Origin of the sequence: Floricoccus tropicus (assembly GCF_001832905.1) — a bacterium.
Lineage (GTDB): Bacteria > Bacillota > Bacilli > Lactobacillales > Streptococcaceae > Floricoccus > Floricoccus tropicus.
Genome location: NZ_MKIR01000024.1, coordinates 190,743 through 214,115, shown reverse-complemented (window position 1 = coordinate 214,115; position 23,373 = coordinate 190,743). Strand labels below are relative to the sequence as shown.

18 protein-coding genes are annotated in these 23,373 nt (G+C 33.0%); 2 read left to right on the top strand and 16 right to left on the bottom strand.

Features of this window, described 5'->3' with window-relative positions; translation table 11 throughout:
• Nucleotides 1-64 precede the first annotated feature (64 nt).
• On the bottom strand, nt 65-3,661 hold the full coding sequence (gene rpoB / locus BG261_RS09060) for a DNA-directed RNA polymerase subunit beta (RefSeq protein ID WP_070793001.1): 3,597 nt from the start codon (nt 3,659-3,661) through the stop codon (nt 65-67).
• 371 nt (nt 3,662-4,032) lie between these two features.
• Nucleotides 4,033-5,007 carry a TDT family transporter gene (locus BG261_RS09055; RefSeq protein WP_070793000.1) on the bottom strand — a complete coding sequence of 325 codons (975 nt, stop codon included), beginning with the start codon at nt 5,005-5,007 and terminating at the stop codon, nt 4,033-4,035.
• Between the two features lie 109 nt (nt 5,008-5,116).
• Here BG261_RS09055 and BG261_RS09050 point away from each other — a divergent pair, with 109 nt between their 5' ends.
• On the top strand, nt 5,117-5,929 hold the full coding sequence (locus tag BG261_RS09050; protein ID WP_070792999.1) for a LysR family transcriptional regulator: 813 nt from the start codon (nt 5,117-5,119) through the stop codon (nt 5,927-5,929).
• 141 nt (nt 5,930-6,070) lie between these two features.
• Here the strand turns inward: BG261_RS09050 and pepO are convergent, their stop codons facing one another.
• The 5 genes from pepO to nrdD all read right to left on the bottom strand — a co-directional run bounded on the left by pepO (nt 6,071) and on the right by nrdD (nt 11,568).
• On the bottom strand, nt 6,071-7,951 hold the full coding sequence (gene pepO / locus BG261_RS09045) for an endopeptidase PepO (RefSeq protein ID WP_070792998.1): 1,881 nt from the start codon (nt 7,949-7,951) through the stop codon (nt 6,071-6,073).
• Between the two features lie 72 nt (nt 7,952-8,023).
• A complete protein-coding gene (locus tag BG261_RS09040) occupies nt 8,024-8,452 on the bottom strand; it encodes an NUDIX domain-containing protein (protein WP_158007198.1) in 429 nt (142 codons plus the stop codon).
• A gap of 71 nt (nt 8,453-8,523) precedes the next feature.
• Nucleotides 8,524-9,123 carry an anaerobic ribonucleoside-triphosphate reductase activating protein gene (gene nrdG, locus BG261_RS09035; RefSeq protein ID WP_070792996.1) on the bottom strand — a complete coding sequence of 200 codons (600 nt, stop codon included), beginning with the start codon at nt 9,121-9,123 and terminating at the stop codon, nt 8,524-8,526.
• Nucleotides 9,104-9,265, bottom strand: coding sequence for a hypothetical protein (locus BG261_RS11550; protein WP_099098652.1), 162 nt, complete (start codon nt 9,263-9,265; stop codon nt 9,104-9,106). Before BG261_RS11550 ends, nrdG begins: the two co-directional genes overlap by 20 nt.
• Nucleotides 9,266-9,324: 59 nt before the next feature.
• Complete coding sequence (gene nrdD, locus BG261_RS09030; RefSeq protein ID WP_070792995.1) at nt 9,325-11,568, bottom strand: anaerobic ribonucleoside-triphosphate reductase; 2,244 nt, start codon at nt 11,566-11,568, stop codon at nt 9,325-9,327.
• 201 nt (nt 11,569-11,769) lie between these two features.
• Between nrdD and BG261_RS09025 the strand changes: the two genes are divergently transcribed.
• Entirely contained in the window at nt 11,770-12,849 is a 1,080-nt protein-coding gene (locus BG261_RS09025; protein ID WP_070792994.1) for a M42 family metallopeptidase, read from the top strand.
• Between the two features lie 36 nt (nt 12,850-12,885).
• Here BG261_RS09025 and BG261_RS09020 read toward each other — a convergent pair whose 3' ends face one another.
• The 9 genes from BG261_RS09020 to BG261_RS08980 all read right to left on the bottom strand — a co-directional run bounded on the left by BG261_RS09020 (nt 12,886) and on the right by BG261_RS08980 (nt 23,068).
• Entirely contained in the window at nt 12,886-14,643 is a 1,758-nt protein-coding gene (locus tag BG261_RS09020) for a hypothetical protein (RefSeq protein ID WP_070792993.1), read from the bottom strand.
• A gap of 146 nt (nt 14,644-14,789) precedes the next feature.
• On the bottom strand, nt 14,790-15,578 hold the full coding sequence (locus tag BG261_RS11185; protein ID WP_070792992.1) for an SH3 domain-containing protein: 789 nt from the start codon (nt 15,576-15,578) through the stop codon (nt 14,790-14,792).
• A gap of 234 nt (nt 15,579-15,812) precedes the next feature.
• Nucleotides 15,813-16,805: a UDP-glucose 4-epimerase GalE gene (galE, locus tag BG261_RS09010; RefSeq protein WP_070792991.1), complete on the bottom strand. Its 993-nt coding sequence runs from the start codon at nt 16,803-16,805 to the stop codon at nt 15,813-15,815.
• Nucleotides 16,806-16,921: 116 nt separating this feature from the next.
• Nucleotides 16,922-17,494, bottom strand: a complete 573-nt coding sequence (locus BG261_RS09005; protein ID WP_414653953.1) for a VanZ family protein — start codon at nt 17,492-17,494, stop codon at nt 16,922-16,924.
• Between the two features lie 110 nt (nt 17,495-17,604).
• A complete protein-coding gene (locus BG261_RS09000) occupies nt 17,605-18,771 on the bottom strand; it encodes a nucleotide sugar dehydrogenase (RefSeq protein WP_070792989.1) in 1,167 nt (388 codons plus the stop codon).
• A gap of 2 nt (nt 18,772-18,773) precedes the next feature.
• A complete protein-coding gene (locus BG261_RS08995) occupies nt 18,774-20,171 on the bottom strand; it encodes a lipopolysaccharide biosynthesis protein (RefSeq protein WP_233278923.1) in 1,398 nt (465 codons plus the stop codon).
• A gap of 26 nt (nt 20,172-20,197) precedes the next feature.
• Nucleotides 20,198-21,310, bottom strand: coding sequence for a polysaccharide pyruvyl transferase family protein (locus BG261_RS08990; protein WP_070792987.1), 1,113 nt, complete (start codon nt 21,308-21,310; stop codon nt 20,198-20,200).
• Complete coding sequence (locus BG261_RS08985) at nt 21,310-22,053, bottom strand: glycosyltransferase family 32 protein (RefSeq protein WP_070792986.1); 744 nt, start codon at nt 22,051-22,053, stop codon at nt 21,310-21,312. Before BG261_RS08985 ends, BG261_RS08990 begins: the two co-directional genes overlap by 1 nt.
• Entirely contained in the window at nt 22,043-23,068 is a 1,026-nt protein-coding gene (locus BG261_RS08980) for a hypothetical protein (RefSeq protein ID WP_143603386.1), read from the bottom strand. The genes BG261_RS08985 and BG261_RS08980 overlap by 11 nt, the downstream gene beginning before the upstream one ends.
• Nucleotides 23,069-23,373: the final 305 nt, after the last annotated feature.

The window sequence follows — 23,373 nt, the reverse complement described above, 5'->3', positions numbered from 1 at the left end:
TGAAGCATGTCCACCCTAGTCAATGTAAGTTCTCAAAATCTGTTTATTTTCCTAAAATTAGAATTTATTTGATATCCCCAGATACTTCTCTTTCAGCTGCTTTTACTTCAGCTGCAGCAGCATTTGCTGCACGCAATTCTGATTGTTCTTTGCGAGCTTTTTCAAGAGCATCTACGTGGATCCCTTCATCGTCATCATCATCTAAATCACGAAGTTCAAGAGTATTATCCTCATCATCAAGCACCTTCATATCAAGTCCTAATGATTGTAATTCTTTTACAAGTACGCGGAATGATTCTGGTACACCTGGACGAGGAATTCTTTCACCTTTAACGATTGCTTCATATGCTTTTGTACGTCCTGTAACGTCATCTGACTTGTAAGTCAAGATTTCTTGCAGAATGTAAGCTGCACCATAAGCTTCCAGTGCCCAAACTTCCATTTCCCCAAAACGTTGTCCACCAAACTGAGCTTTACCTCCAAGTGGTTGTTGAGTAACTAGTGAGTAAGGACCTACGCTACGTGCATGAAGTTTATCATCAACCATGTGGTGAAGTTTAATCATATACATGACACCGACTGATACACGGTTATCGAAAGGTTCACCTGTACGTCCATCATAAAGAACCGTCTTAGCATCAGAGGCCATTCCAGCTTCTTTTACTGTAGACCAGATATCTTCATCACGAGCTCCATCAAAGACTGGAGTTGCAATATGGATACCTAGTTGACGTGCTGCCATTCCTAGGTGAAGCTCCATAACTTGTCCAATATTCATACGAGATGGTACCCCTAGTGGGTTAAGCATGATATCAACTGGAGTTCCGTCTGGAAGATAAGGCATATCTTCAACTGGTAAGATACGAGATACAACCCCTTTGTTTCCGTGACGTCCGGCCATTTTATCCCCAACGTGGATTTTACGTTTTTGAACGATGTAAACACGAACAAGCATATTAACACCTGTTGATAGTTCATCACCATTTTCACGACGGAAAATCTTAACATCATGGACAATACCGTCAGCTCCGTGAGGTACACGAAGTGATGTATCACGAACTTCACGAGATTTTTCACCAAAGATTGCATGTAATAGACGTTCTTCAGCAGAAAGTTCACTTACACCTTTAGGAGTAACTTTACCAACTAGAAGGTCACCTTCTTTAACTTCAGCACCGATACGGATGATACCAAATTCGTCAAGATTTTTAAGAGCATCTTCACCAACATTTGGTACTTCACGAGTAATTTCTTCAGGTCCAAGCTTTGTATCACGTGTTTCTGATTCATATTCTTCAATTGCAATTGAAGTGTAAACGTCATCTTTCACAAGACGTTCACTCATGATAACGGCATCCTCAAAGTTGTAACCTTCCCAAGTCATGAAGGCAACTAGTGGATTTTGTCCAAGAGCCATTTCTCCATTTTCCATTGAAGGCCCATCAGCAATGATTTCACCTTTGTCAACTTTATCGCCTGATTTAACAAGAGTACGTTGGTTATATGATGTACCAGAGTTAGAACGACGGAATTTAGTTACTTTGTAAATATCAAGTTCACCAGATTCACGACGGATACGAATTTCAGCTGCATCCGCAAATTCAACTGTCCCAGCTTCTTTCGCTACTAGTGCAGCTCCTGAGTCATGTGCTGCTTGATGTTCCATACCTGTACCAACAAAAGGTGCATGTGGATCAATAAGTGGCACTGCTTGACGCTGCATGTTTGCTCCCATTAGGGCACGGTTTGAGTCATCATTTTCCAAGAAAGGAATACAAGCTGTGGCAACCGCAACTACCTGTTTAGGAGATACGTCCATGTAATCAACCAATGAAGTAGATACTTCAATATTGTTACCAGTATGACGAGCCATTACAGTATCATTAGTGAAAATACCATCATCATTAAGTGGTGAGTTTGCTTGAGCAACTGTGTAATTATCTTCTTCATCCGCTGTTAGCCAATGAATATCGCTTGTTACAATACCTGTTGCACGATCAACTTTACGGTATGGACTCTGGATAAATCCATATTTATTAATTTTTCCGTAACTTGATAAGTTATTGATTAACCCGATATTTGGTCCTTCAGGAGTTTCAATCGGACACATACGACCATAGTGAGTATAATGTACGTCACGTACTTCATATCCCGCACGGTCACGTGTTAAACCACCAGGCCCAAGGGCTGATAAACGACGTTTATGTGAAAGTTCTGAAAGTGGATTATGTTGGTCCATGAACTGTGACAATTGAGAAGAACCAAAGAATTCTTTGATTGCTGCTACAACTGGACGAATATTAAGTAAACCTTGAGGAGTCATATTTTCATTATCTTGACTCGACATACGTTCACGAATAACACGTTCCATACGACTTAAACCAATACGAACTTGGTTTTGTAAAAGTTCACCTACTGAACGAATACGACGGTTACCCAAGTGATCAATATCATCGACTTTACCAACACCATCATTTAAACCTAACCAGTAGTTAATGCTTGCAATGATATCAGCAGGTGTAACTGTACGAACAGTTGGATCAATTTGTCCATTAGAAATAACATTTACAACACGTTCTGGATCATTTGGTGAATATACTTTAACAACTTGAATATTGATTGGATCATTTAATACTGCATCATCAGATGGGTAATAAACTTCTGTATTCAATCCATTATCAAGAGCTTCTGTAATATCATCAAGAACTTCACGTGTGATTTCTGTATCCGCAGGCACTAAGATTTCACCAGTATCACCATCAACCAATGGTTCAGCAAGTTTCAATCCTAGAAGGCGGTTTTTAAGAGCTAGTTTCTTGTTGATTTTGTAACGTCCAACAGGAGCTAGATCATAACGACGTGGGTCAAAGAAACGAGCTACTAATAAATTACGTGAAGAATCCGCTGTTTTAGGTTCACCAGGACGGATACGATCATAAATATCTTTCAGTGCTTCCTCAACACGAGTGTCGTTTGTATTTTTGTGAATATCTTTTTCGATTGTGTTTCTTAAAATTTCGCTATCGCCAAGAATATCAAAAATCTCAGCATCAGAACCAAATCCAAGAGCACGCATCATTACTGTAAATGGTAATTTACGAGTACGGTCAATACGAGCATAACCGATGTCTTTTGCATCAGTATCTAATTCAAACCATGCTCCACGGTTAGGAATTGTAGTATGACCATAACCAACTTTACCATTCTTGTCTACTTTATCATGGAAGTAAACACCTGGGCTACGTACCAACTGACTTACGATAATACGTTCAGCTCCGTTGATTACGAAAGTACCCATTTCAGTCATAAGTGGGAAATCTCCAAAGAACACTTCTTGTGTCTTAATTTCCCCTGTTTCCTTATTAATAAGGCGGAAAGTAACGAAAATTGGTGCTGAATAATTAGCATCATGTGCACGAGCTTCTTCAATAGTATATTTAGGCTCACGCATTTCGTACCCAACAAATTCTAGCTCCATTGTATCCGCAAAGTTATTTATCGGAAGCATTTCTTGGAATACATCCTTAAATCCTTCGTCAAGAAATTGCTGGTAGCTATCTGTTTGGATTTCAATTAAGTTTGGCAAATCAAGAACTTCTTTGATTCGCGAAAAACTGCGTCTTGTACGGTGTTTACCGTAGGCAACATCATGTCCTGCCAATGTAGTTTCTCCTCTTTCCTATTTTATAGTCTTCTGAAGTATAAATAACATTTACTTTCAAAAGCCTATGTCCTTTGTTCCAAATAGTTATTTAAAGTAGTCTGAACATTTAGAAACATTAAATTTCAATTACATCAATTGAAATCGGTGGTCTAAAACGGCAAAAAAAGCAACGGTCAATCTCTTCACCGCTGCCTTACTACGCCTAGTATGGACAATATTTCACACCAAACGTACCGACAAACTATTTCTCTCTATTATACCTTATTCCTGTAAAAAATCAAGGAATGTGCTTATTTTAAAAGCATTTATAAAACCTAAAAAATATAAATTTTCATCATCTAATCTGGTAAATAAATTTCTTTTCACAACTATTTATTTAACACATGAATTCGGTTTTTAATAACTAGTTGCTGCCTCAAAAACACTAAATATTTATATAGCACATAAAGTACAATAAGAATTGCAATAACTACTTCAAATACACTAAGGTAATTGAGTATCATATATAGAAATTCCTTATCAGTAAATAATGATTTAACTCTTGTTATGGCTGTTGCAGTAATAACCATCGGGAAAGTAAAGGCTGCATAACTCGGGTAAAACTGCTTTTGAAGAAGCTTAGAGAAATTGGCAACGACTAGGAAATATATTAGCTGAGATAGGACTAGCAAGAAAACTACTAGCGGCATACATGGGTGTGTTGTGACTGACAGATATCCCGCTAAACAGAGCGAACCTGGGGCTGTCATGATGGTAACAAGAGGCATTGCTGAGTCTGGCATATTCGACATAAAAACTACCCTCTTTATAAGAATCGGAAGGAGTAGTAAATAGAGGATTAAGGCTAGCCAAATAGTAATTTGTCCCAGTTCTTGAATAAATAAATTTGATGTATTGGGTATTACTCCCATTCCAACAAATGTTATAAACCAACTAGGGTAGATGTTTTCTAGGCTTAACTTTTCAGGAAAAACGTGAACGGCAACAAAAAAAACCATAAGAGCAAAGTGAAGAATAACCGCAAATAGCCAGATTACTTGAACAAGTGGACTTAATGGAAGCACACGTGTCAAGAATGCTGCAATAACCATAAGCGCCATCGTAAAAGTCGGTGATACCGAAGCAACTATTGGATCCTTCATAGCTTTCAGCGTATGGTCCATGGTGAAAATAATTTTCAGTACTACTAAAACCATTAAAAGGCATCCTAGAATGCAAAATATATTCCCTAATATATGGTAGTTAATTGAATATAATAAATTTCCAAGGGATACTGTACCTAGAATTAAGCCACAAATAGGTATTGGTATCCTCTTTAAAAATTCTTTAAATGAATGTATCATTTTTTCTCCTTTAGTTTTTTTATCTTTATTTATGATAGTTAAGAATTTTGCATTTGTAAAATAAATATTTATAATAGTTATTATTAATAAAGTAAATAAAGGAGTCAACATGCTTGATTGGATTAAAACATTTATTGCCGTCTATGAAACAAAAAATTTTTCTTTTGCTGCTGAAAAACTTTATATTTCACAACCAACAGTATCTCTTCAAATTAAGAAGTTAGAGCAAAATTACGGAATACAACTATTCCATCGAAATGGAAAGCAAAATGTCGTTCCAACAAAAGAAGCCGATTTTCTCTATCCAAAACTATTAGCTATAATCGAAAATCTTTCTAATTCTTTTGAGCAAGTCATGCAAAAAGAAAACTTTAAAGAGGAATGTATAATCGTTTGTTCAAATACTGTAGCCAATCATATATTACCTAAATTAATGACTGATGTTCTTAAAACATTTCCAAATGTTAACTTCACCATTAAAATGATGAATTCAAAAAAGGCTTTGGAACAAATTCAAAACAATCATGCCCATATAGCAATTATAGAAAAACCAATCGAGACTCCTAATCTAAAAAAAGAAGTCATATACGAAGATGAGTTAGTTCTTGCCGGAAACGCAGATTCTAAATATTGGCTAATGCGTGAGAAAGAATCTGGAACTAGATTCTTTAATGAAATTTTTATGAATGAAAATAATATTCAACTCCCCATTATTAATATTGATAGCAATGAACTACTAGAAAAATTAATAGAGGAAGGAATTGGTCAGTCAATTATTTCAGGATTAGCTGCTACCGATAAGATTAAGATTCAGAAAAAAGTTAATAGCAGAAAGATTTTTCTCATTCCAAATCCCTACAACTCTAGTATCGAAATTTCAAAAATATCTGAATTGATTAAAAATCTTATGAAAGATTTTTAATATATAAATAAAGCATCTAGAGATTAATACTCCAGATGCTTTTTAATTAACACTTTTATTTCAAAATAGCTATTGTTTAAATATCAAGAAGTCTGAGCCACTAAAGTGACTAGTCTCAATCACAACTCCGATGGGATCGGCTTACCAAATTCTAACTCGGTCTTCTGGTGCACGCCACATTTCATCTCCTTCTTTGACATCAAATGTTTCAAAGAATTCATCAAGGTTAGTTGGTTGAACATTTGCACGAAGTTTACCAGGCGCGTGAACATCTGCACTTAAGAGCATTTGTTGATACTCTTTATGAGCTTTCATACGCCAGATTGTTGCCCATTGGGTAAACAATTCCTCAAGGTTTGCATCTTCTTCAAGAAGTGCTGCTGTCATTGCTGCTGTAAGACCACCAGCATCTGCAATATTTTCAGACACCACAAGGGTACCATTAACTTTTCCACCAGCAATTTCAAGACCATCAAACTCATCAACCATTAGCTTTTGTTTATCTTCGAAAGCTTTAAAGTCTTCCTCTGTCCACCAATTTTCCATGTTACCATACTTATCAAAAAGTGCTCCATTATTATCGAAAGCATGTGAGATTTCATGGGCAATAACAGCACCGATACCACCATAATTTTGACTCTTAGTTTGTTCAAGACTATAGAATGGTGCTTGTAGGATAGCTGCCGGGAAGACGATAGTATTACTATCTGGACTGAAATAAGCATTTACCATATGTGCCGGCATATGCCACTCAGTCTTATCTACATTTTCAGAGAACTTGCCATAGTGACGACGAATTAACGCACGACCAATACTGAAGGAATCCTCGTAGATACTTCCACTTCCAACCTTAAATTCAGTGTAGACTTTAGGAAGTTTATCTGGATATCCGACAAAGACTGTCATTGCATCAAGCTTTTCAATAGCTTTTTCTATCGTTTCCTTAGATAACCAGTCATTATGGCGGAGACGTTCTTGGTAAACTTGAATCATTTGAGCTGTCATATATTTAACATCATTTTTTGCATCTTCACCAAAGTATTTTTTACCATAATAAAGACCAACAGCTTGAGAGAAGATTCCAGTTGCTAGATCATAAGCTGCTTTTTCAGGACTACGCGCCTCAGCAGTACCACTTAAAGCACGGCCAAATACTCCACCTAAAACTCTTAATTCTTCAGAAAGGTAAGGTGTTGCAGTACGTACTTCCGCAGCTAAAATATATGATTTAATTAACTCGAAATTTTCTGGATTTACTATCTCATTAAAGTTTTCATAAAATCTTTTTTCATAAACTAAAACTTTCTCTGGCATAGTCTTGATTAAATCAGTGATTAATTTTCCTGAGTTGAAAGTTTTGATATGAGAAACAAATTCAGATATATCTACTGGATTATAAAGACCTGCATATTGAGCCCACTCTTCACTTGTATTTACATAAGGAACTAAAAGGGCATCAAATTTCAAAGTATTATCTACTGTTTTTTCAGCAAATTCCTTGTCATAACCGAATTTTTCCATGATTTCGACAGTGTTTTCTCTATATACATTAAGAAGTTCTTCCTTACGTGGATGCTCTTCAGCATAATACGTAGTATCAGGCAAGATTAAACCAGGGCTCGAGAAATAAAGCGCATGATGGATTGCATCTTTCATATCCGGAGATACTGAAAGATCAAATGGAAGCGATCCATAATTTTCAAATACCATTTCTGTAAATTTTGAAGTTAAGTCATCAAAATCCTTAATTGCTTCGATTTTAGCTAAATTAGACTTTACAGGTTCTGCACCTTGCTTATTACGAGTATCATAGTCTTGTGCTTTCTTGTAGAAAAGCAAAAATTGGTCCATAACTGGATCATCAAACTTAGGGAAACCAGAAAAGTCTTCCATTAATGTTTTTTCATTATTAATAACAAGCTCATCAAATCCACCAATTCTTGGTCTGTCGCCTGGAATTTCTGCCTTGCTCAACCAATCGGCATTGACTGCTTCGTATAAATCATCTTGAATTCTAACCATATTGTCCTCCTTATAATTAAATCTATTGTATCAAATTTTCAGAAAAATTTCTTACATCTAAAGTTTGATATCTTACAAAATCTTTCTCAACAATCTTATGAGAAATTTTTCCTTGATCGTGACTTCTTTATTTTCATTTTTGTCTTGAAAATCTTTTATTTGCCGTCTTCTATTAGGCACCATAAACAAGGGAAGATAATTAAGATTAAAATATCTGAGTTCCTTTGTTTCAGGTCCAGATTTTATTAACTCTCCACTTTCAATATTACTTTTATATACAAACTGTGTATCATCAAGTTCTTCAATAACATATTTTCCAATTAAATATTCAGGTTTGACGATGAGACCTGTTTCTTCATAAGCTTCCCGAATTGCACATTCAAATTCACTCTCCTCTGAGTCCAGATGACCTCCTGGTAAATCCCATATTGGTAAATCCCTTCTTTTAACTAAAATAACTTGTTCATCTTGAACTATGATATTAAAAACACCTTTTGACATCGACATACTCCATTAATTTACTATTAATAATTATAACAAAATGAAAACAATCCAAGTAAATGAATTGTTCTTTATATCATGTTTTCTTTGTGAAGTTGTTCAAATTCTTGATTGCCATCATTTAGCTTATCCCAGATAACTACCTGACCACTTGAAAGTGATTTTTTGACATCGATTATTCTTTGGTTGCTGGACCCGCGAAATTGCAAAAGCAGATTCTTCTTTGATATATCGAAACGACCATCAACTAAGATATCAATATTAGCAAGCAACTCAAGTTTATCATCGCTCTCTTCTTGTAATTCTTCCCAGGTATAGCCTGACCAAGACCAAATATCTTTCTCTGGTAGTTCCTCATGTATTCTTTTAACCAAAGGAAGTACGACACCAGTATTGAGAAAGGGTTCACCACCAAGAAGAGTAAGTCCTTGAACGTAAGGTTGAGCCATATCCGTCACGATACGGTCTTCTAGTTCCTGTGTATATGGTCTCCCATAGCGAAAGTTTTGGGCAGCCACATTATAGCAACCCTCACAAGCAAAGGGACAGCCAGAAACATAGAGGCTATTACGCACCCCTTCTCCGTCCACAAAATTGAAGGGTTTATAGTCGGCAATATAATTCTGACTAAGGTCTGAGGCAAGCCATTCCTTAGGCTTTGGATTTTTCATTCTTGCCACCGTTTTTCTTTTTCAAAAATTGGGCACGTAGCTCTGCTACTTTGTCTTGTTTGCTAGGTTTGTCAGTTGAATTTTTCTCATGATACTTTTCAACAGAAGCCTGTCCTTTATTATCTAATTGGTATTTTCCCATAAAATATCTCCTTTCTTAAAATATGGAAAGTCTGAGTTCCCCCAGACTTATATTAATTTTTATTTGGCAAAAAATTTACTTCTTTCATCGTGTGCTAGATTATCAATGTCATCGCCATTACTTAGATGACCAATTGAGCCGTTCATGTGTTTTACACGGTTTGAAATTTCCTTATGGCGACCATTAACCATTGGACGAGCTTGTGGGTTGCCAAGATAGCCACAAGTTCTTTTCACAACATCAACTGTTGCTGGATTAGTGTTGCCACAATTTGGGCATTTGAAGCCGCGTTCAGTTGGTGTGAAATCACCTTCGAAATTACACTCATAGCATTTATCAATTGGCGTATTAGTTCCCAGATAGCCTACACGATCATAGGCATAGTCCCATACTGCTTCAAGCGCCTTCGGATTTTGTTGTAACATTGGGTATTCACAATAATGAATGAATCCACCAGATGCGTAAACTGGATAATCTTTTTCAAAATCAAGTTTTTCAAACGGAGTTGGGTTCTTACGCACATCATAATGAAAAGAATTTGTGTAATATTCCTTATCAGTGATGTCCTCTATAATACCATATTTTTCAGTATCGAGTCTGCAAAAACGATCAGTTAGCGACTCTGAAGGAGTAGAGTAAATTGAAAAATGATAATCATACTCATCTGACCATGCTTCAGCAGCACCCTTCATTTGACGAAGTATTTCTAAAGTGAATTCCTTAGCCTCAGGATTATTTTCCCACTGACCACCATAAAAGACAGTAGCAACTTCATAGAGACCAATGTATCCCATTGAAACTGTAGCGCGACGATTCTTAAATAATTCGTCCACATTATCAGTTTTCTTAAGACGACCGCCAAAAGCTCCATTTTGATAAAGAATAGGGGCATTAGCTGGTGTTGCTTCCTTAACTCGCTCAATACGATAGACAAGCGCATCACGCAAGATATCCATCTTCTCACCCAAAATTGACCAGAACTTATCCTTATCACCCTTAGATTCAAGCGCAATTCTAGGCAGATTGAGGGTCACAACTCCAAGATTCATACGACCATCAACAACATCTTGGCCGTTTTCGTCCTTCCATCCTTGCAAGAAAGAGCGGCATCCCATCGGAACCTTAAAAGAACCAGTCAAATCAACAATCTTATCATAACTCAAAACATCTGGATACATACGTTTAGTAGCACATTCCAAAGCCAGCTGCTTGATATCATAGTTAGGCGTACCCATCTCAAGATTCAAACCACGCTTAAGCGTAAAGATTAGTTTAGGGAAAATAGCTGTCCTTCCCTCGTGACCAAGTCCTTTAATTCTGATTTTTAGAATTGCCTTTTGAATTTCACGCGCAAACCAATCTTCTCCAAGGCCAAATCCAAGTGAAGTAAATGGAGTTTGCCCATTTGAAGTAAATAAAGTATTTATTTCATACTCCAAAGATTGCATTGCGTCATAGATATCTTTTTTTGTCTTGGCATATGCGTATGCCTCCTGTTTTTCAGGAGCTACCCACTCACGCGCATCAGCTAAGTGCTTATCAAAATTCAATTTAGCATATGGTGCCAAAAGTTCATCAACTCGGTTTGCTGAACATCCTCCATATTGACTTGATGCTACATTAGCAATAATCTGACTCATTTGAGCAGTCGCTGTCTGAATTGATTTTGGTGAAACAACCTCTGCATTACCAATCTTAAAACCCTTAGCAAGCATACCTTTAAAGTCAATTAAGCAACAATTAGTCATTGGAGTATATGGATGATAATCAAGGTCATGATAATGAATATCTCCTTTTTGGTGAGCATTAGCCACGTGAGGTGGTAACATCTTAAGACCTATTGATTTGCCAACAATCCCTGCTGTCAAATCACGCTGAGTATTGAATACATCACTATCCTTATTTGCATTCTCATTAACCACTGTTTGGTCCTTATTTATGAGCTTATCAATAGTGAAATTAATATCTGTTGCCTGGCTGCGAGCAAAGTCACGATTTGTGCGATAGTTTATATACTTTTGAGCAAGTTCATATTCGTTGGCACTCAAAAGGACATGTTCTACGATATTTTGAATTTCATAAATTTTGATATTCTTATCAAAGCGCGCAAAAATTTCTGCAACAACCTTATCAACTAAAACTTCTAATTTCGCCTCTTGAACAGGTGTTATTGGAGAAATTTCATTACTAGCCTTTTCTAAAGCTACGTAAATTTTTTCTGATTCAAATGGAAGTTTCCTTCCGTCCCTTTTAATTACTTTCATATTCGTTGTCTGAGTTTCTAATTCTTCAAATAAAATCATAATTATCTCCTTAATCTGATTTAAATTTTAACAAATTCCCAAACAAAGTTCAATAGATAACAATACTATATGTTGTGTTATTCTTGTATATTTTTATGAAAACACACAATATATAGTTATGCGAATTTATGAAAGCACGTCCTTATTTAATCTAAGTCCAACTTATGATAAAATAAGATTAACTTTTTAAAAGGAGAAAAAATGGACACTAAAGAAGAACAATTTCTATACAATTTAAGTAATGTTGATGGTATTGCAGGTCACGAACAAGAAGTGCGTGAAATTTTCAAGGAAGAAGCTAAAAAATATACTTCTGATATTGAATTTGACGGGCTTGGAAGTGTTGTTGCTCGCTACGGTGAAAAAGGACCTAAAGTTTTAATGGCTAGCCATATGGACGAAGTTGGTTTCATGGTAACTAATATCACTGACAAAGGATTCATTGAATTCCAAACTGTTGGAGGTTGGTGGGCTCAAGTTATGCTTGCGCAACAAGTTACTATCACTACTCGTAAAGGTGACAAGGTTCAAGGTGTGACTGGTTCTAAACCACCGCATGTACTAACTGCTGAAGTTCGTAATAAGGTATATGATATCAAGGATATGTTTATCGATCTTGGTATGTCTTCTAAAGAAGAGGTTGAAGCTCTTGGTATTCGCCCTGGTGACATGATTACCCCTCGCATTGAAGCTACTCGCTTAAATGGTGGTAAATTCCTTCTTGGTAAAGCTTGGGATAACCGTATCGGTACTGCTATCGTTCTTAAAGTTCTTGAAAACTTAGCTCAAGAAAATCCAGTTGAAAATCAACTATATCTAGGTGCAAACGTTCAAGAAGAAGTCGGTCTTCGTGGTGCTCAAACTCTCACTCACAAGGTAAATCCTGCTATTGCATTTGCTGTTGATACTGGTACTGCTGGTGATACCCCTGGAATGACTCCAAAAGAAGCTGACAGTGTTCTTGGTAAAGGACCTCAAATCCTAATATTTGATGCTACGATGATTCCGCATCAAAAACTTATCAACTTTGTAACTGATATTGCTGATGAATTAAACATTCCTTACCAATATACAGTAATTGCAGGTGGAGGAACTGATGCTGGTCGTATGCACCTTAGCCATGATGGTATTCCAAGTCTTGCAGTAACTGTACCTGTACGTTATCTACACAGTCATACTTCAATGATTCACGAAGATGATTACCTAAACACTGTAAAATTACTGACAGAAGTTGCTCGTCGCCTTGATGATGAAGCTGTCAAAGAAATTTTAAGCTATTAATTATATAGAAAAATGGATGCTTCTAAGCATCCATTTTTATTGTCCATAGTATTGTCGGTTAGGATCAAAATTATTATATTGTTGATCTGGAATAAAATCTGGTACAGGTTGAAGCTCTTCGCTACTGTTGCTATCTAGTTTTTCACTAGAATTTGATAGAGATTTTGTTTTTTCTTTAGACGATTTTTTCTCTTTGTCACTCTCTTTATCATCAAGTAATGACTCATCGCTTTTAATTCGATTATATACTTCAAAGTTATTTGATTTAAATTTCTTATTCAAAGAATAGAAAGAAGCAATCTCATTCTTTACAGTCTTAGTTCCAACACCATTATAGTCATCTTCCAAAATAATAAATTTTGATTCTGTTTTAGGGAGGAGCTCCTCAAAACGTAACTTATATTTTTCTGGATAACTTGGTAAAGGTATAGGCAACATCGCTAGGCGTTTTGAATTGACATAAATATTATAATCATCAGATAGAACAATCGCCCTATCCTTCTTACTAGTTTCTTGTTTTAAATAACTAGCAACTCTTTTTTCATCTTCAAATATTGATTTATTCTCAATCTTTGAATTTATACAAAGCGCAAGTACTGCAAAAATGCCTATTATAGGAAGTGATAAATGCTTCATTACAGTTAAAAAAGAAAACTTTTTATCTACCATGTTCTCATTTCTCAAAATGGGAACGATTAAAAGTGGTAGAAGAATAACCATATCTCCTATAACATACATTGGATTTAGAATAGTAAATATGAAATATACAAGTAATGAACAAATTATATATTTGTAAAAAATATTATCCTTATTTACACCCCTTAGTTCTTTTAAAATGCTTATAAGTTGTTTTCCAAAAATTAATATTAAAACAACAAGCGTAACAACCACATTCAATATCAAAGATGAATCAAAGACAATCGATTGAAAAGGTAAAATAAACATCTGCTCAACAGCAGTAGATAAAAACTGATTAATTAATCCATAATAAATTATCAAATAAAATATTATTAGAAAACCAAATATGTAGGATAGTAAATTATAAATAAATTTGTAAGTTTTTTGCTTATCAAAAGGTTTATCCTTAAAAAATTTAATAAAGAAAAATACAAAGAATAATATATTAACTAATAAGACTCCTGGAACAATAAATATTGTTATTGCTTGAAATAAGCCAAATAAAATAAAGTTCCTATCACTATCAACTTCACTATTAAATATTTTTTCAATAAATTCAATAGACCAAAGCATAGGATAAATTGCAAAGCCTGAAGCGAGATTACCACCATTTAATGTAACAGTAATTCCTATAATGCTTAAAATACTAATCAAAATCGCATAAGATACTGATAAGTTTCTTTTACGAGCCAGTTTATAAATGAAGCTCGAAATAAGAAGAAGATTCAATACCTCAAATCCCCATAAAATCCATGTATTCCCAAGAATATTCCCAAGCTCATTAATTAAAAAGAAAATTGGACCATCATTTGAATAAAAATTATTATAAGGAACTTGACCATTATTCATGGCAAATCCCGAGTAAGTATTTATTGATTCCTTCAATCCAGTATAAAAAACATTAAAAAGTGGAAACGAACGAAAACTTAAAGATAATAAAATAGATATTTGTGCAAGTAAAACAAAAATAAGAACTTTTTTTTCTTTTTTTGAAGTTTCATCTAGGTTCAAAACGTTTTCTTTTTGAACTTCTTCAACGTCACTGTCTTCTTCAGCGAGAGATATTTTATGATTTTTTTTAAAACGTCTCGAGTATAATTTTTTTTCTTTAGTCATTTTTACCTCTAAGTATAAATATTAACATAATGATAGCAAAATTTTGACTATTCTACAAACTCAAAAACAATATAATATTCACATTACAATACAAAAAGGTAGCTAATAATGCTACCTTTTTGTGTATACTCATATATATAAATTATTTAATTAATTGCTACATATCTGCGTGTTCCTGAAGCAGACTTATATGAAATCCATGTTTTCCCATCATAGTTCACTTTGTAATCATAATATATTTTCTCACCTTTGATATAAGTAGCTAAAACTCTGCTTGTTTTCTTAGGTTCATTACGCACATAACGATTTGAAGGCACAACATAAACACCTCTGCTTGCTACAAGTTTCCATGGCGTAGTTGGTGTTGTTGGTTTAGGTGCTATTGGTTTAGGTGTTGTTGGTTTAGGTGCTGGCGTAGATGGTTTACTAGATGAAGATAAATCTTTAAAGTGTATATATCCTGATACTGAATTTTTTGAAATCCAACGTTTATGATATGCTCCACTGTTATTCCAATTATATTCCTCAATGAGTACTTGATTTCCATTAACTTCTGCAACCCATGCAACATGCATCCCAGTCCACCATGCAACAGCTCCAACTGCTGGATTCATATCCACACGATAGCCTTGTTTTTTAGCATTACTACCCCACATGTTAGCATTCCAACTATATCCACTGCGATTAATATTAAATTTATTTACCCTACTTAAACGGTTTGCTACAAACGAAGTACAGTATCTTGTAGCCATTCCCCAAGAATCATACGTAGCTCCTAAAGGACGATTTTTCCACGTTGAAGGATAATCATCACCAATTACTGCTGCTTCTGAAACAATAGCATGTGTTGCATTCGGTAAAAATGTTGGTACAAAACCAGTTAAAGTCGTTGAAAGTACGCATACTGCTCCTATTTTAAACAAGCCCTTTTTCATATACTAAAGTCCACTCCTTATTTATAATTTCTTAGTGACTAAAGTATATCATGTATAGACCATTTAAATCATCAACATATTTTACTTGAAATATATATTTAATCTAAATATATTTAATATAACAATAATATTTCAGTTTAATAACTCTGATAATAATCATTCAATATAGAAAAAAAGTACAACATACGATTATTTAAACCATATATTACACTTCTAATTTATATTTGATATTAATTAATTCTCATAACCTTTAGGATGTTTTGAATGCCAAGTCCAAGCAGTAGCAATTATATCATCAATATTCTTGTAAGTTGGTTCCCATCCAAGAATTAATTTTGCCTTTTCACTACTAGTGTAAAGTGAATCGGGATCACCAGGACGGCGATCAGAAAGAACAGCAGGAATTTCATGACCTGTGACACGACGAGCCGACTCTAAAACTTGAAGATTTGAAAATCCTTCTTGACTACCAAGATTAAAAAAGTCAGATTGTCCACCAGCTTTTAGATACTCTAATGCTCTAACATGAGCATCAATTAAATCTTCTACTTGAACATAATCTCGGACATTTGTTCCATCAGGGGTATTATAATCATCTCCATAAATTTGAATGCTTTCTCTTTGTCCAAGAGCAACTTGCATTAAAATTGGAATAAGATGAGTCTCACAAGTATGAGCTTCCCCAATTGAACCATCTGATTTAGCACCAGCAACATTGAAGTAGCGAAGTGCAACATAGGTCATATCCGTTGCTTGACTTTGCCATTTCATAATCTGTTCCATCATCAATTTACTTTGACCATAAGGATTGATTGGATTTGTTGGTGTTTCTTCAGTAATAGGCATAACATCTACTTTTCCAAAAGTTGCCGCAGTGGAAGAAAAAACAACATGTTTTACATCAAATTTCTGCATTACTTCCAACAAAGAAACAGCACCGTATGTATTATTATCAAAATATTTAAGTGGCTTTTCCATAGATTCACCAACAAGTGAGAATGCACAAAAATGCATGATACCCTCAATATCTTTTACTTCTGAAAATACTTTTGTTAAAAATTCTTTGTCACGAATATCACCTTCGTAGAAGGGAACTTCGCTTGGAACTGCTTGTCTATGCCCAGTAGAAAAATTATCAACAACCGCCACATCATATCCTTTAGATAAAAGTTGATCTACAGCATGGCTACCTATATAACCAGCACCACCTAAAACTAAAACCGTCATTTCTTTTTCTCCTTATTTATACAAATTCCATCAATATTATATATTGAAATACCTATTATCAATATGTATTATACACTAATTACTGTGCATTATTAAATACCCTACTATTATTTACCTTAAGAAAAATGGGGCTCTGACTTTTTACACATATAATATCCTATTGTTGTTCCAATAAAATTCAACATAATATCACTAAGTCCAAAAGTACCTAAATAAAAAACATATTGAATTGTTTCAATCCCTAAAATTGTTAATAATGAAATGAAGACAAATTCTAACCTAGATGCTCTGAAACCATAAATTATTCCCAGAGGTATAAAATACAGCACATTAAGCAGCGCCTCCCGAATGTCCTTTTCATTAAGTTTTAAAAAATCAAATAAATCTAAACTCAGAGCATGATAAGATTCTGCTTTGGTAAAAAGAACTACAAAAAGTAAGAATAAATATACTGTACAAGCTAAATATATATAAACTATTGATATTTTTCTTAAATCCCATTGGATATACGCTAAGAATAAACCCATCGCTAAAAATAGAATTAAAGTTTCCTTAGTATAAGGAAATCGACCCATCGTCCTCTCCAATCTAGGATAAGATAATAGTGTAGGATAAGCTAAATACCCAACAACTACATAACTAGTTACAAAAGATAAAATTAGACTTATTAAATATTTTATTGACTTCATTATTACCTCAAATCTATATATAAAAAGTAGTCATAAAATGACTACCCTAACATTTATTATATTATATACTTAGTTTTGATAGATGCAAAGTCAAAACATATGAGCATTTACTAATCAGTCCCAAAGATATCGCGTGTATAAACTTTTTCAGCAACATCTTTTAATGCTTTTTCTATACGATTTGATACTATAACATCTGAAATTTCTTTAAATTCATCAAAGTTTTTTACAACACGAGAATTAAAGAAAGTTTCATCTTCAAGAGTAGGTTCGTAAATAACTACCTCAATACCTTTTGCTTTAATACGTTTCATAACACCTTGAATAGAAGAGTATCTAAAGTTATCAGAGTTAGCCTTCATAGTAAGTCTGTAAATTCCTACTACTTTTGGTTCTTTTTCAATAATCTGATCTGCAATAAAATCTTTTCTTGTAGTATTCGAATCTACTATTGCTCCAATAATATTACTTGGTACATCTTCATAGTTTGCTCGAAGTTGCTTTGTATCCTTAGGCAGACAATATCCACCATAACCAAATGAAGGATTGTTGTAATGTGAACCGATTCTAGGATCTAATCCTACGCCTTCAATTATCTGCTTAGAATCCAATCCGCGCATTGCAGCATATGTATCCAGCTCATTAAAGTAAGCAACTCTTAATGCAAGATATGTATTCGAAAACAACTTAATTGCTTCAGCTTCAGTTGGATTTGTTAATAGAACGTCAACATTTTCCTTATGAGTATTCTCATTAAACATCTGAGCAATTTCTTGGCCTCGCTTAGAATTTTCTCCAACTACAATTCTTGAAGGATATAAGTTGTCATAAAGTGCTTTGCCTTCTCTTAAAAATTCAGGTGAAAAAATAATATTTTTAGTACCAAATTTTTCCTGTGTCTCTATCGTGTAACCAACTGGTACTGTAGATTTTATTATAAATGTTGCATCTGGACGAATTTCTAACGCTCGAGTAATTACATCTTCGACAGTTGAAGTATTGAAATAATTTTTTTTCTCATCATAGTCAGTTGGAGTAGCTATGATTAAATAATCAGCAAATCTGACTGCATCTTCAAAATCAGTAGTAAACTCAACTTTCAGATCATCTCGTTCTAAAAATTCAACAATCTCTTTATCAACTAAAGGTGATTTTCCATTTCTTAACATTTCAATTTTTTCTTCAACAATATCATATGCTTTTACATCTTCATTTTGTCCTAAAAGCAATGCATTTGCTAAACCAACATACCCTAAACCAAAAACTGATACTTTCATAATTACATCCTTACTTTTCTAATTTTTAAATATCTAGTTAAAATACTTAGTAAGTGTCTATTTACAACACAAATAAGTAATAAATGAATAATAATACTAATATACATCGCTTTTCCTTTTAATAGATACATAGACATTATTTGAGAAAAAATAAGTATATTGTTTAAAATAAACATTTTATTATCTATTTTCATATTTGAAAACTTTTTATTATCTTTCATACGAACTAACCAAATTACAAAGAAAGCAATCGTTGAGCTTATCCCAGCTCCAATAGCCCCCATAGTTGGTACTAAAATAAAATTCCCTAAGATGTTAACAACTGCACCAAATATTGTCGTAACAAGCACTCCTACTGTTTTTTTTGCTGCCACATAGTTTTGCCCCAAAAATCCTGATAAACTAGAATATATTACTGTTGTCAATAAAAATGGAACATATTCCCATGCAAGATAAAATTTAGGTGACACCAAAACACTCATCAACGGTTGTATCATTGCTAATATGACTGCACTACCTAAAAATAGGACTTGACAATACACATTAAAAGTATTTGAATATATTTCATCTTTATCTTCTGATTCAAACTCTTCGATAGCCGTCATCTGCCAAGCTTGAAAAAAAATACTATTGACCACTGATAGCAACGTAGGTATTTTATTTGCAACTGCAAATAATCCATTCACTGATGCACCAAGGAAATATAGAATGAAATACCTACTTATAGTATTAGATGTCCACCAAGCAATACTATTGGGAACTAATGGGACACTAAATTTAAGCATCCGAAATATAGTATCCCTATTAATCTTTCTAAAGTCTACATATTTATATAACCTACCAACAACAACCATAAAGATAATCGATAGTAAGTTACTAGCCACAATTGACCATAAGTATCCAAAAACTCCAAATTCAAATACAATCAAAAATAGTACGTTAGTTAAAGCCGTAGCAAAAGATAAAACAATACCATTTACTGCAAACAATTTAACTTTTCCTATTGCTTTACAGAACTGTGAAGTTAAATTTTGAAAAGATTGTACTGTAAGTAACATAAAGAAAAAAATTGAAAACGGAATATTTAGAGAAAACATTACCAAAGTTACTATAAGTGAAATAAAAACACCAATAATACTGACTAAAATACCGGAAGAAAATATATCACTTTTTTCTTCTTTTTCATCCATTGCAAATCTCAGTACAGCATCATAGATACTTAAGGAAACTATTGGTAACAATAACATGACAGTAGTTTGTATTACATCCGTAGTTCCATACTCTGAAGTGGATAATTTATATGTATATAAAGGTAACATTATGAAAGTAATAAATTTACTCCCAAGATTACCAATTGCAAAAATTAGAGAATTACCAACCAATTTTTTATAAGTATTCACGAGTTGACTCTCCCTCATTTTTTATATTATTTAAAAAATTCAATTTGACTGTATAAATTTTGTAAGCACTGCTCTCGTAAATTAAAATATAAATCATCATCTGAAGCATTATCATAACTACTTTCAAATAATTTTTTCACCATTTTCTCAATATCCTTATCTGTATAATTGAATACATTGTCAGATTTATCTATCATATTAAAAAAACTGTTAACCTTATTATCCCACGATAGTGCTATTGTAGGTATTCTTAAAGAATAAGAAATTATATGACTATGTAATCTAAAAGACATAATCCTTTCAAAAGAAGAAATAAGGTTAACTAAATCAATTGGATATACTGGTCTATCTTTTAGATATTTATCTGTAACCGGAAATCCAAGCTCTTCTAATATTTCAATTGCAAATTCATAATCCTTTTCAGCTCCATTTACAAAGAAGGACCATTCCTTATTTTCTCTATTTAAAATTTCAATCACATTTTTCCAGTACTCTTTTAATATTTCTCTCTTACCTTCAATATACATAATTCCCAATCCAATTTGATGGGAATTTGTATCTTTATCTACTCCATAACAATCTGCAGAGAAAATAGCCGAATCTGGTGAAACAAAAATTTCTTTTCTAGTTAATTTTTCGAACTCTTTTTTATGGTCTCTAACACTTATATATTTAATATTATCCTTATTTAAATACTTACTGATAAATTTTCTAGAAAAATAATTATCAAGTTTTCCATATCCAACACTATTTAAGGTTGTCTTAATATTCTTTCTATGCAATGCTCTAAAAGAAACAATCAACGGACAGAAAAAATACCAAAGAAACAGTTGACCACCTGCTAAAATTACACCATCATAATCCTCTAAATTAATATTATTAAACTTGGGATACTGACCTTTTATATACATAATAATTGAGTTCAAATAAATATTTTTTTTAATTAATTTCTTTAAACTAAATTTATCAACCTTATTTAATTCAATTTTTTGGGTTGAAAATTCTTCTCTACCAGAAAAATCAAGGATATCAACATTATTATTTTTTATTTTTTTGGATAATATATAAGATGTTGATTCGCAAATTACTGCATCTCCAAGATTTGAGGAGTAAAATTCACCTATTACTAATATTTTCATTAACTTTTACCTTTCACAAGAAAATAAAATTTCTTATAATTATCTACTCCAAAAATATTTATTAATATTTTTTTTACTTTTTTCTTTATCTTTTTATTTTTTGTAGACCATGAGCCGTTGAAATTATGAATACAAACAGTATTATTTGTCTCTGTTATTTCAAAAAATCTAAAATCATAAGCACTAAAATAATCCTCTGGATATATCCTTGCATTCTGTATTTCTTGATAGGTATTATCTAACTTTAATCCTAAATTTGAAAAATACTCAGCAAATAAGTAAGTATTCGGAGTACTGTCATACTGAACCTTTCCTTCATTAACGATCATAAAAGATTTAGCATCATAATCAGTCAGTAATTTTCCTATGTGTTCATTAGATTTCTCAGAAGCAATAAAAGCTGTCGAGATCTGACAACCTCCATTTTCAAAACCGAGCACTAGAGAATCAGTTGACTTGATGACCGAATCTGGTCTCCTTTTAAGAATAACATCTGTATCCATATATATACCACCAAAGGAGTATAAGGCATCAAGTCTAGCAACATCACTCACAAAAGCATATTTTTTTTCTTCATAAGCTTCTTTTACAAATTTATTTTTTTGAATATTGAATGATAATTCGTTCCACTCCATAAATTCGTAATCGGGTAATTTTTCTTTCCAAACTTTTATATATTCTTGCACCTGAATACTTTTTTCATTATCCCCAAACCAGCAATAATGTATAATTTTAGGAATCATTTTTTCCTCCAAAAATAAATATTAATTTTTTATTATCTTCTTGCAAATTAATTAAATAGAAATAAACAAATAATGTCACATTTGCTCCAACCAGTATTGTCTGTCCAGTACTCAAAAATAGTAAAACTAATATGAAAAATAAGCCTAACATATTTTTTGTAGATAAGGATATAGTAATAAACTTTATAAATAAAATACCCACTAATACTATAGCAATCAAACCACCATGGTGAAGTAATACAAGATATGCATTATCTGCTATAGGCTCACCTTTTATACTAGCTGGACCGACACCAATAAACAAATTATCTTTTACAACATCAAGAAGTTGACCAATATATCCTCCATCACCTAATCGAGTAGAAAAAATTGAACTAGGGTTTCTTAAAAACTCCAGATAATATGTAACATTAGGTTTAATTCTAACAATAAAATCTAAGATTTTCGGACCACATAAAAATAACATTACAAAAATAAATGCTATTGATAAAAGCTTCCATAGTTTATTGTATGTCAACTTTGTAGAGAAGACATACAAAACAATCATAATAACACACATAAGTGGAAGCCCAATTAAGTACGTTTTTGTAGTAGATAGTATTCCTAATACTAATGATGCCAACAAAAATAGTAAGTTCTTAAAGATTTTATCCTGTGAAAATAAAATAAAATATATGAAGAAAACAGTAGCAAAAAGTGAAAAACACCCAAGTAACATTGGACTATCAAAAAGCCCAAAGTATCTAGTGAAAGAGCCCTTCACGAAACCTCCTGTGTTCCCTTGGGCATCAGCACTAATATAATAAGTAGCAGTATTTGAGCTATAAAGTTCTGAAAATAACTTATATGCATTTAAAGGCGAAACAATTTGATAAGCAGTGGCTAATATGTTAATTAAAAGACCTACGATAAAAAATTCTTTTAAAAGTATCTTTATATCTATATTTAATATTTCAAATATAGTCTGAACAACTGCTAAAATTATTAAAAACTTAATCATACCAGCTAATGTCATGATTACTGAAATTGGAGCTAATCTTGATTTTATAATCCAGGAAAAGAAAAATAAGAGCATAAGTGCTACATATATATTAAAAGTGAATCTATAAAGATTAGAAACAATAAGTTTTTTCAAGTATAATACACTTAACATTAATAGTATGACAACATATAAATATAGTGAATCAAATTTCATTGATTTAAGTGCAATATTAGGAGCACTTATTGTAAATAATAAAATAGTAATAACAAGATTTATATATTTTTTATTTTCAAATAAGTATACTGTATAAATACTAACTATTAATAATATTAAATATG

Excerpts from the sequence above, each read along its gene's own strand:
- BG261_RS09050 (WP_070792999.1), top strand. The coding sequence starts at position 5,117 with ATGCTTGATTGGATTAAAACATTTATTGCCGTCTATGAAACAAAAAAT.
- BG261_RS08980 (WP_143603386.1), bottom strand. The coding sequence starts at position 23,068 with ATGACATTAGCTGGTATGATTAAGTTTTTAATAATTTTAGCAGTTGTT.
- BG261_RS11185 (WP_070792992.1), bottom strand. The coding sequence starts at position 15,578 with ATGAAAAAGGGCTTGTTTAAAATAGGAGCAGTATGCGTACTTTCAACG.
- nrdD (WP_070792995.1), bottom strand. The coding sequence starts at position 11,568 with ATGATTTTATTTGAAGAATTAGAAACTCAGACAACGAATATGAAAGTA.
- BG261_RS09000 (WP_070792989.1), bottom strand. The coding sequence starts at position 18,771 with ATGAAAGTATCAGTTTTTGGTTTAGGGTATGTTGGTTTAGCAAATGCA.
- BG261_RS09025 (WP_070792994.1), top strand. The coding sequence starts at position 11,770 with ATGGACACTAAAGAAGAACAATTTCTATACAATTTAAGTAATGTTGAT.
- BG261_RS11550 (WP_099098652.1), bottom strand. The coding sequence starts at position 9,265 with ATGGGAAAATACCAATTAGATAATAAAGGACAGGCTTCTGTTGAAAAG.
- galE (WP_070792991.1), bottom strand. The coding sequence starts at position 16,805 with ATGACGGTTTTAGTTTTAGGTGGTGCTGGTTATATAGGTAGCCATGCT.
- BG261_RS08985 (WP_070792986.1), bottom strand. The coding sequence starts at position 22,053 with ATGATTCCTAAAATTATACATTATTGCTGGTTTGGGGATAATGAAAAA.
- BG261_RS09040 (WP_158007198.1), bottom strand. The coding sequence starts at position 8,452 with ATGTCAAAAGGTGTTTTTAATATCATAGTTCAAGATGAACAAGTTATT.
- BG261_RS09005 (WP_414653953.1), bottom strand. The coding sequence starts at position 17,494 with ATGAAGTCAATAAAATATTTAATAAGTCTAATTTTATCTTTTGTAACT.
- BG261_RS09055 (WP_070793000.1), bottom strand. The coding sequence starts at position 5,007 with ATGATACATTCATTTAAAGAATTTTTAAAGAGGATACCAATACCTATT.
- BG261_RS08990 (WP_070792987.1), bottom strand. The coding sequence starts at position 21,310 with ATGAAAATATTAGTAATAGGTGAATTTTACTCCTCAAATCTTGGAGAT.
- nrdG (WP_070792996.1), bottom strand. The coding sequence starts at position 9,123 with ATGAAAAATCCAAAGCCTAAGGAATGGCTTGCCTCAGACCTTAGTCAG.
- pepO (WP_070792998.1), bottom strand. The coding sequence starts at position 7,951 with ATGGTTAGAATTCAAGATGATTTATACGAAGCAGTCAATGCCGATTGG.
- BG261_RS09020 (WP_070792993.1), bottom strand. The coding sequence starts at position 14,643 with ATGACTAAAGAAAAAAAATTATACTCGAGACGTTTTAAAAAAAATCAT.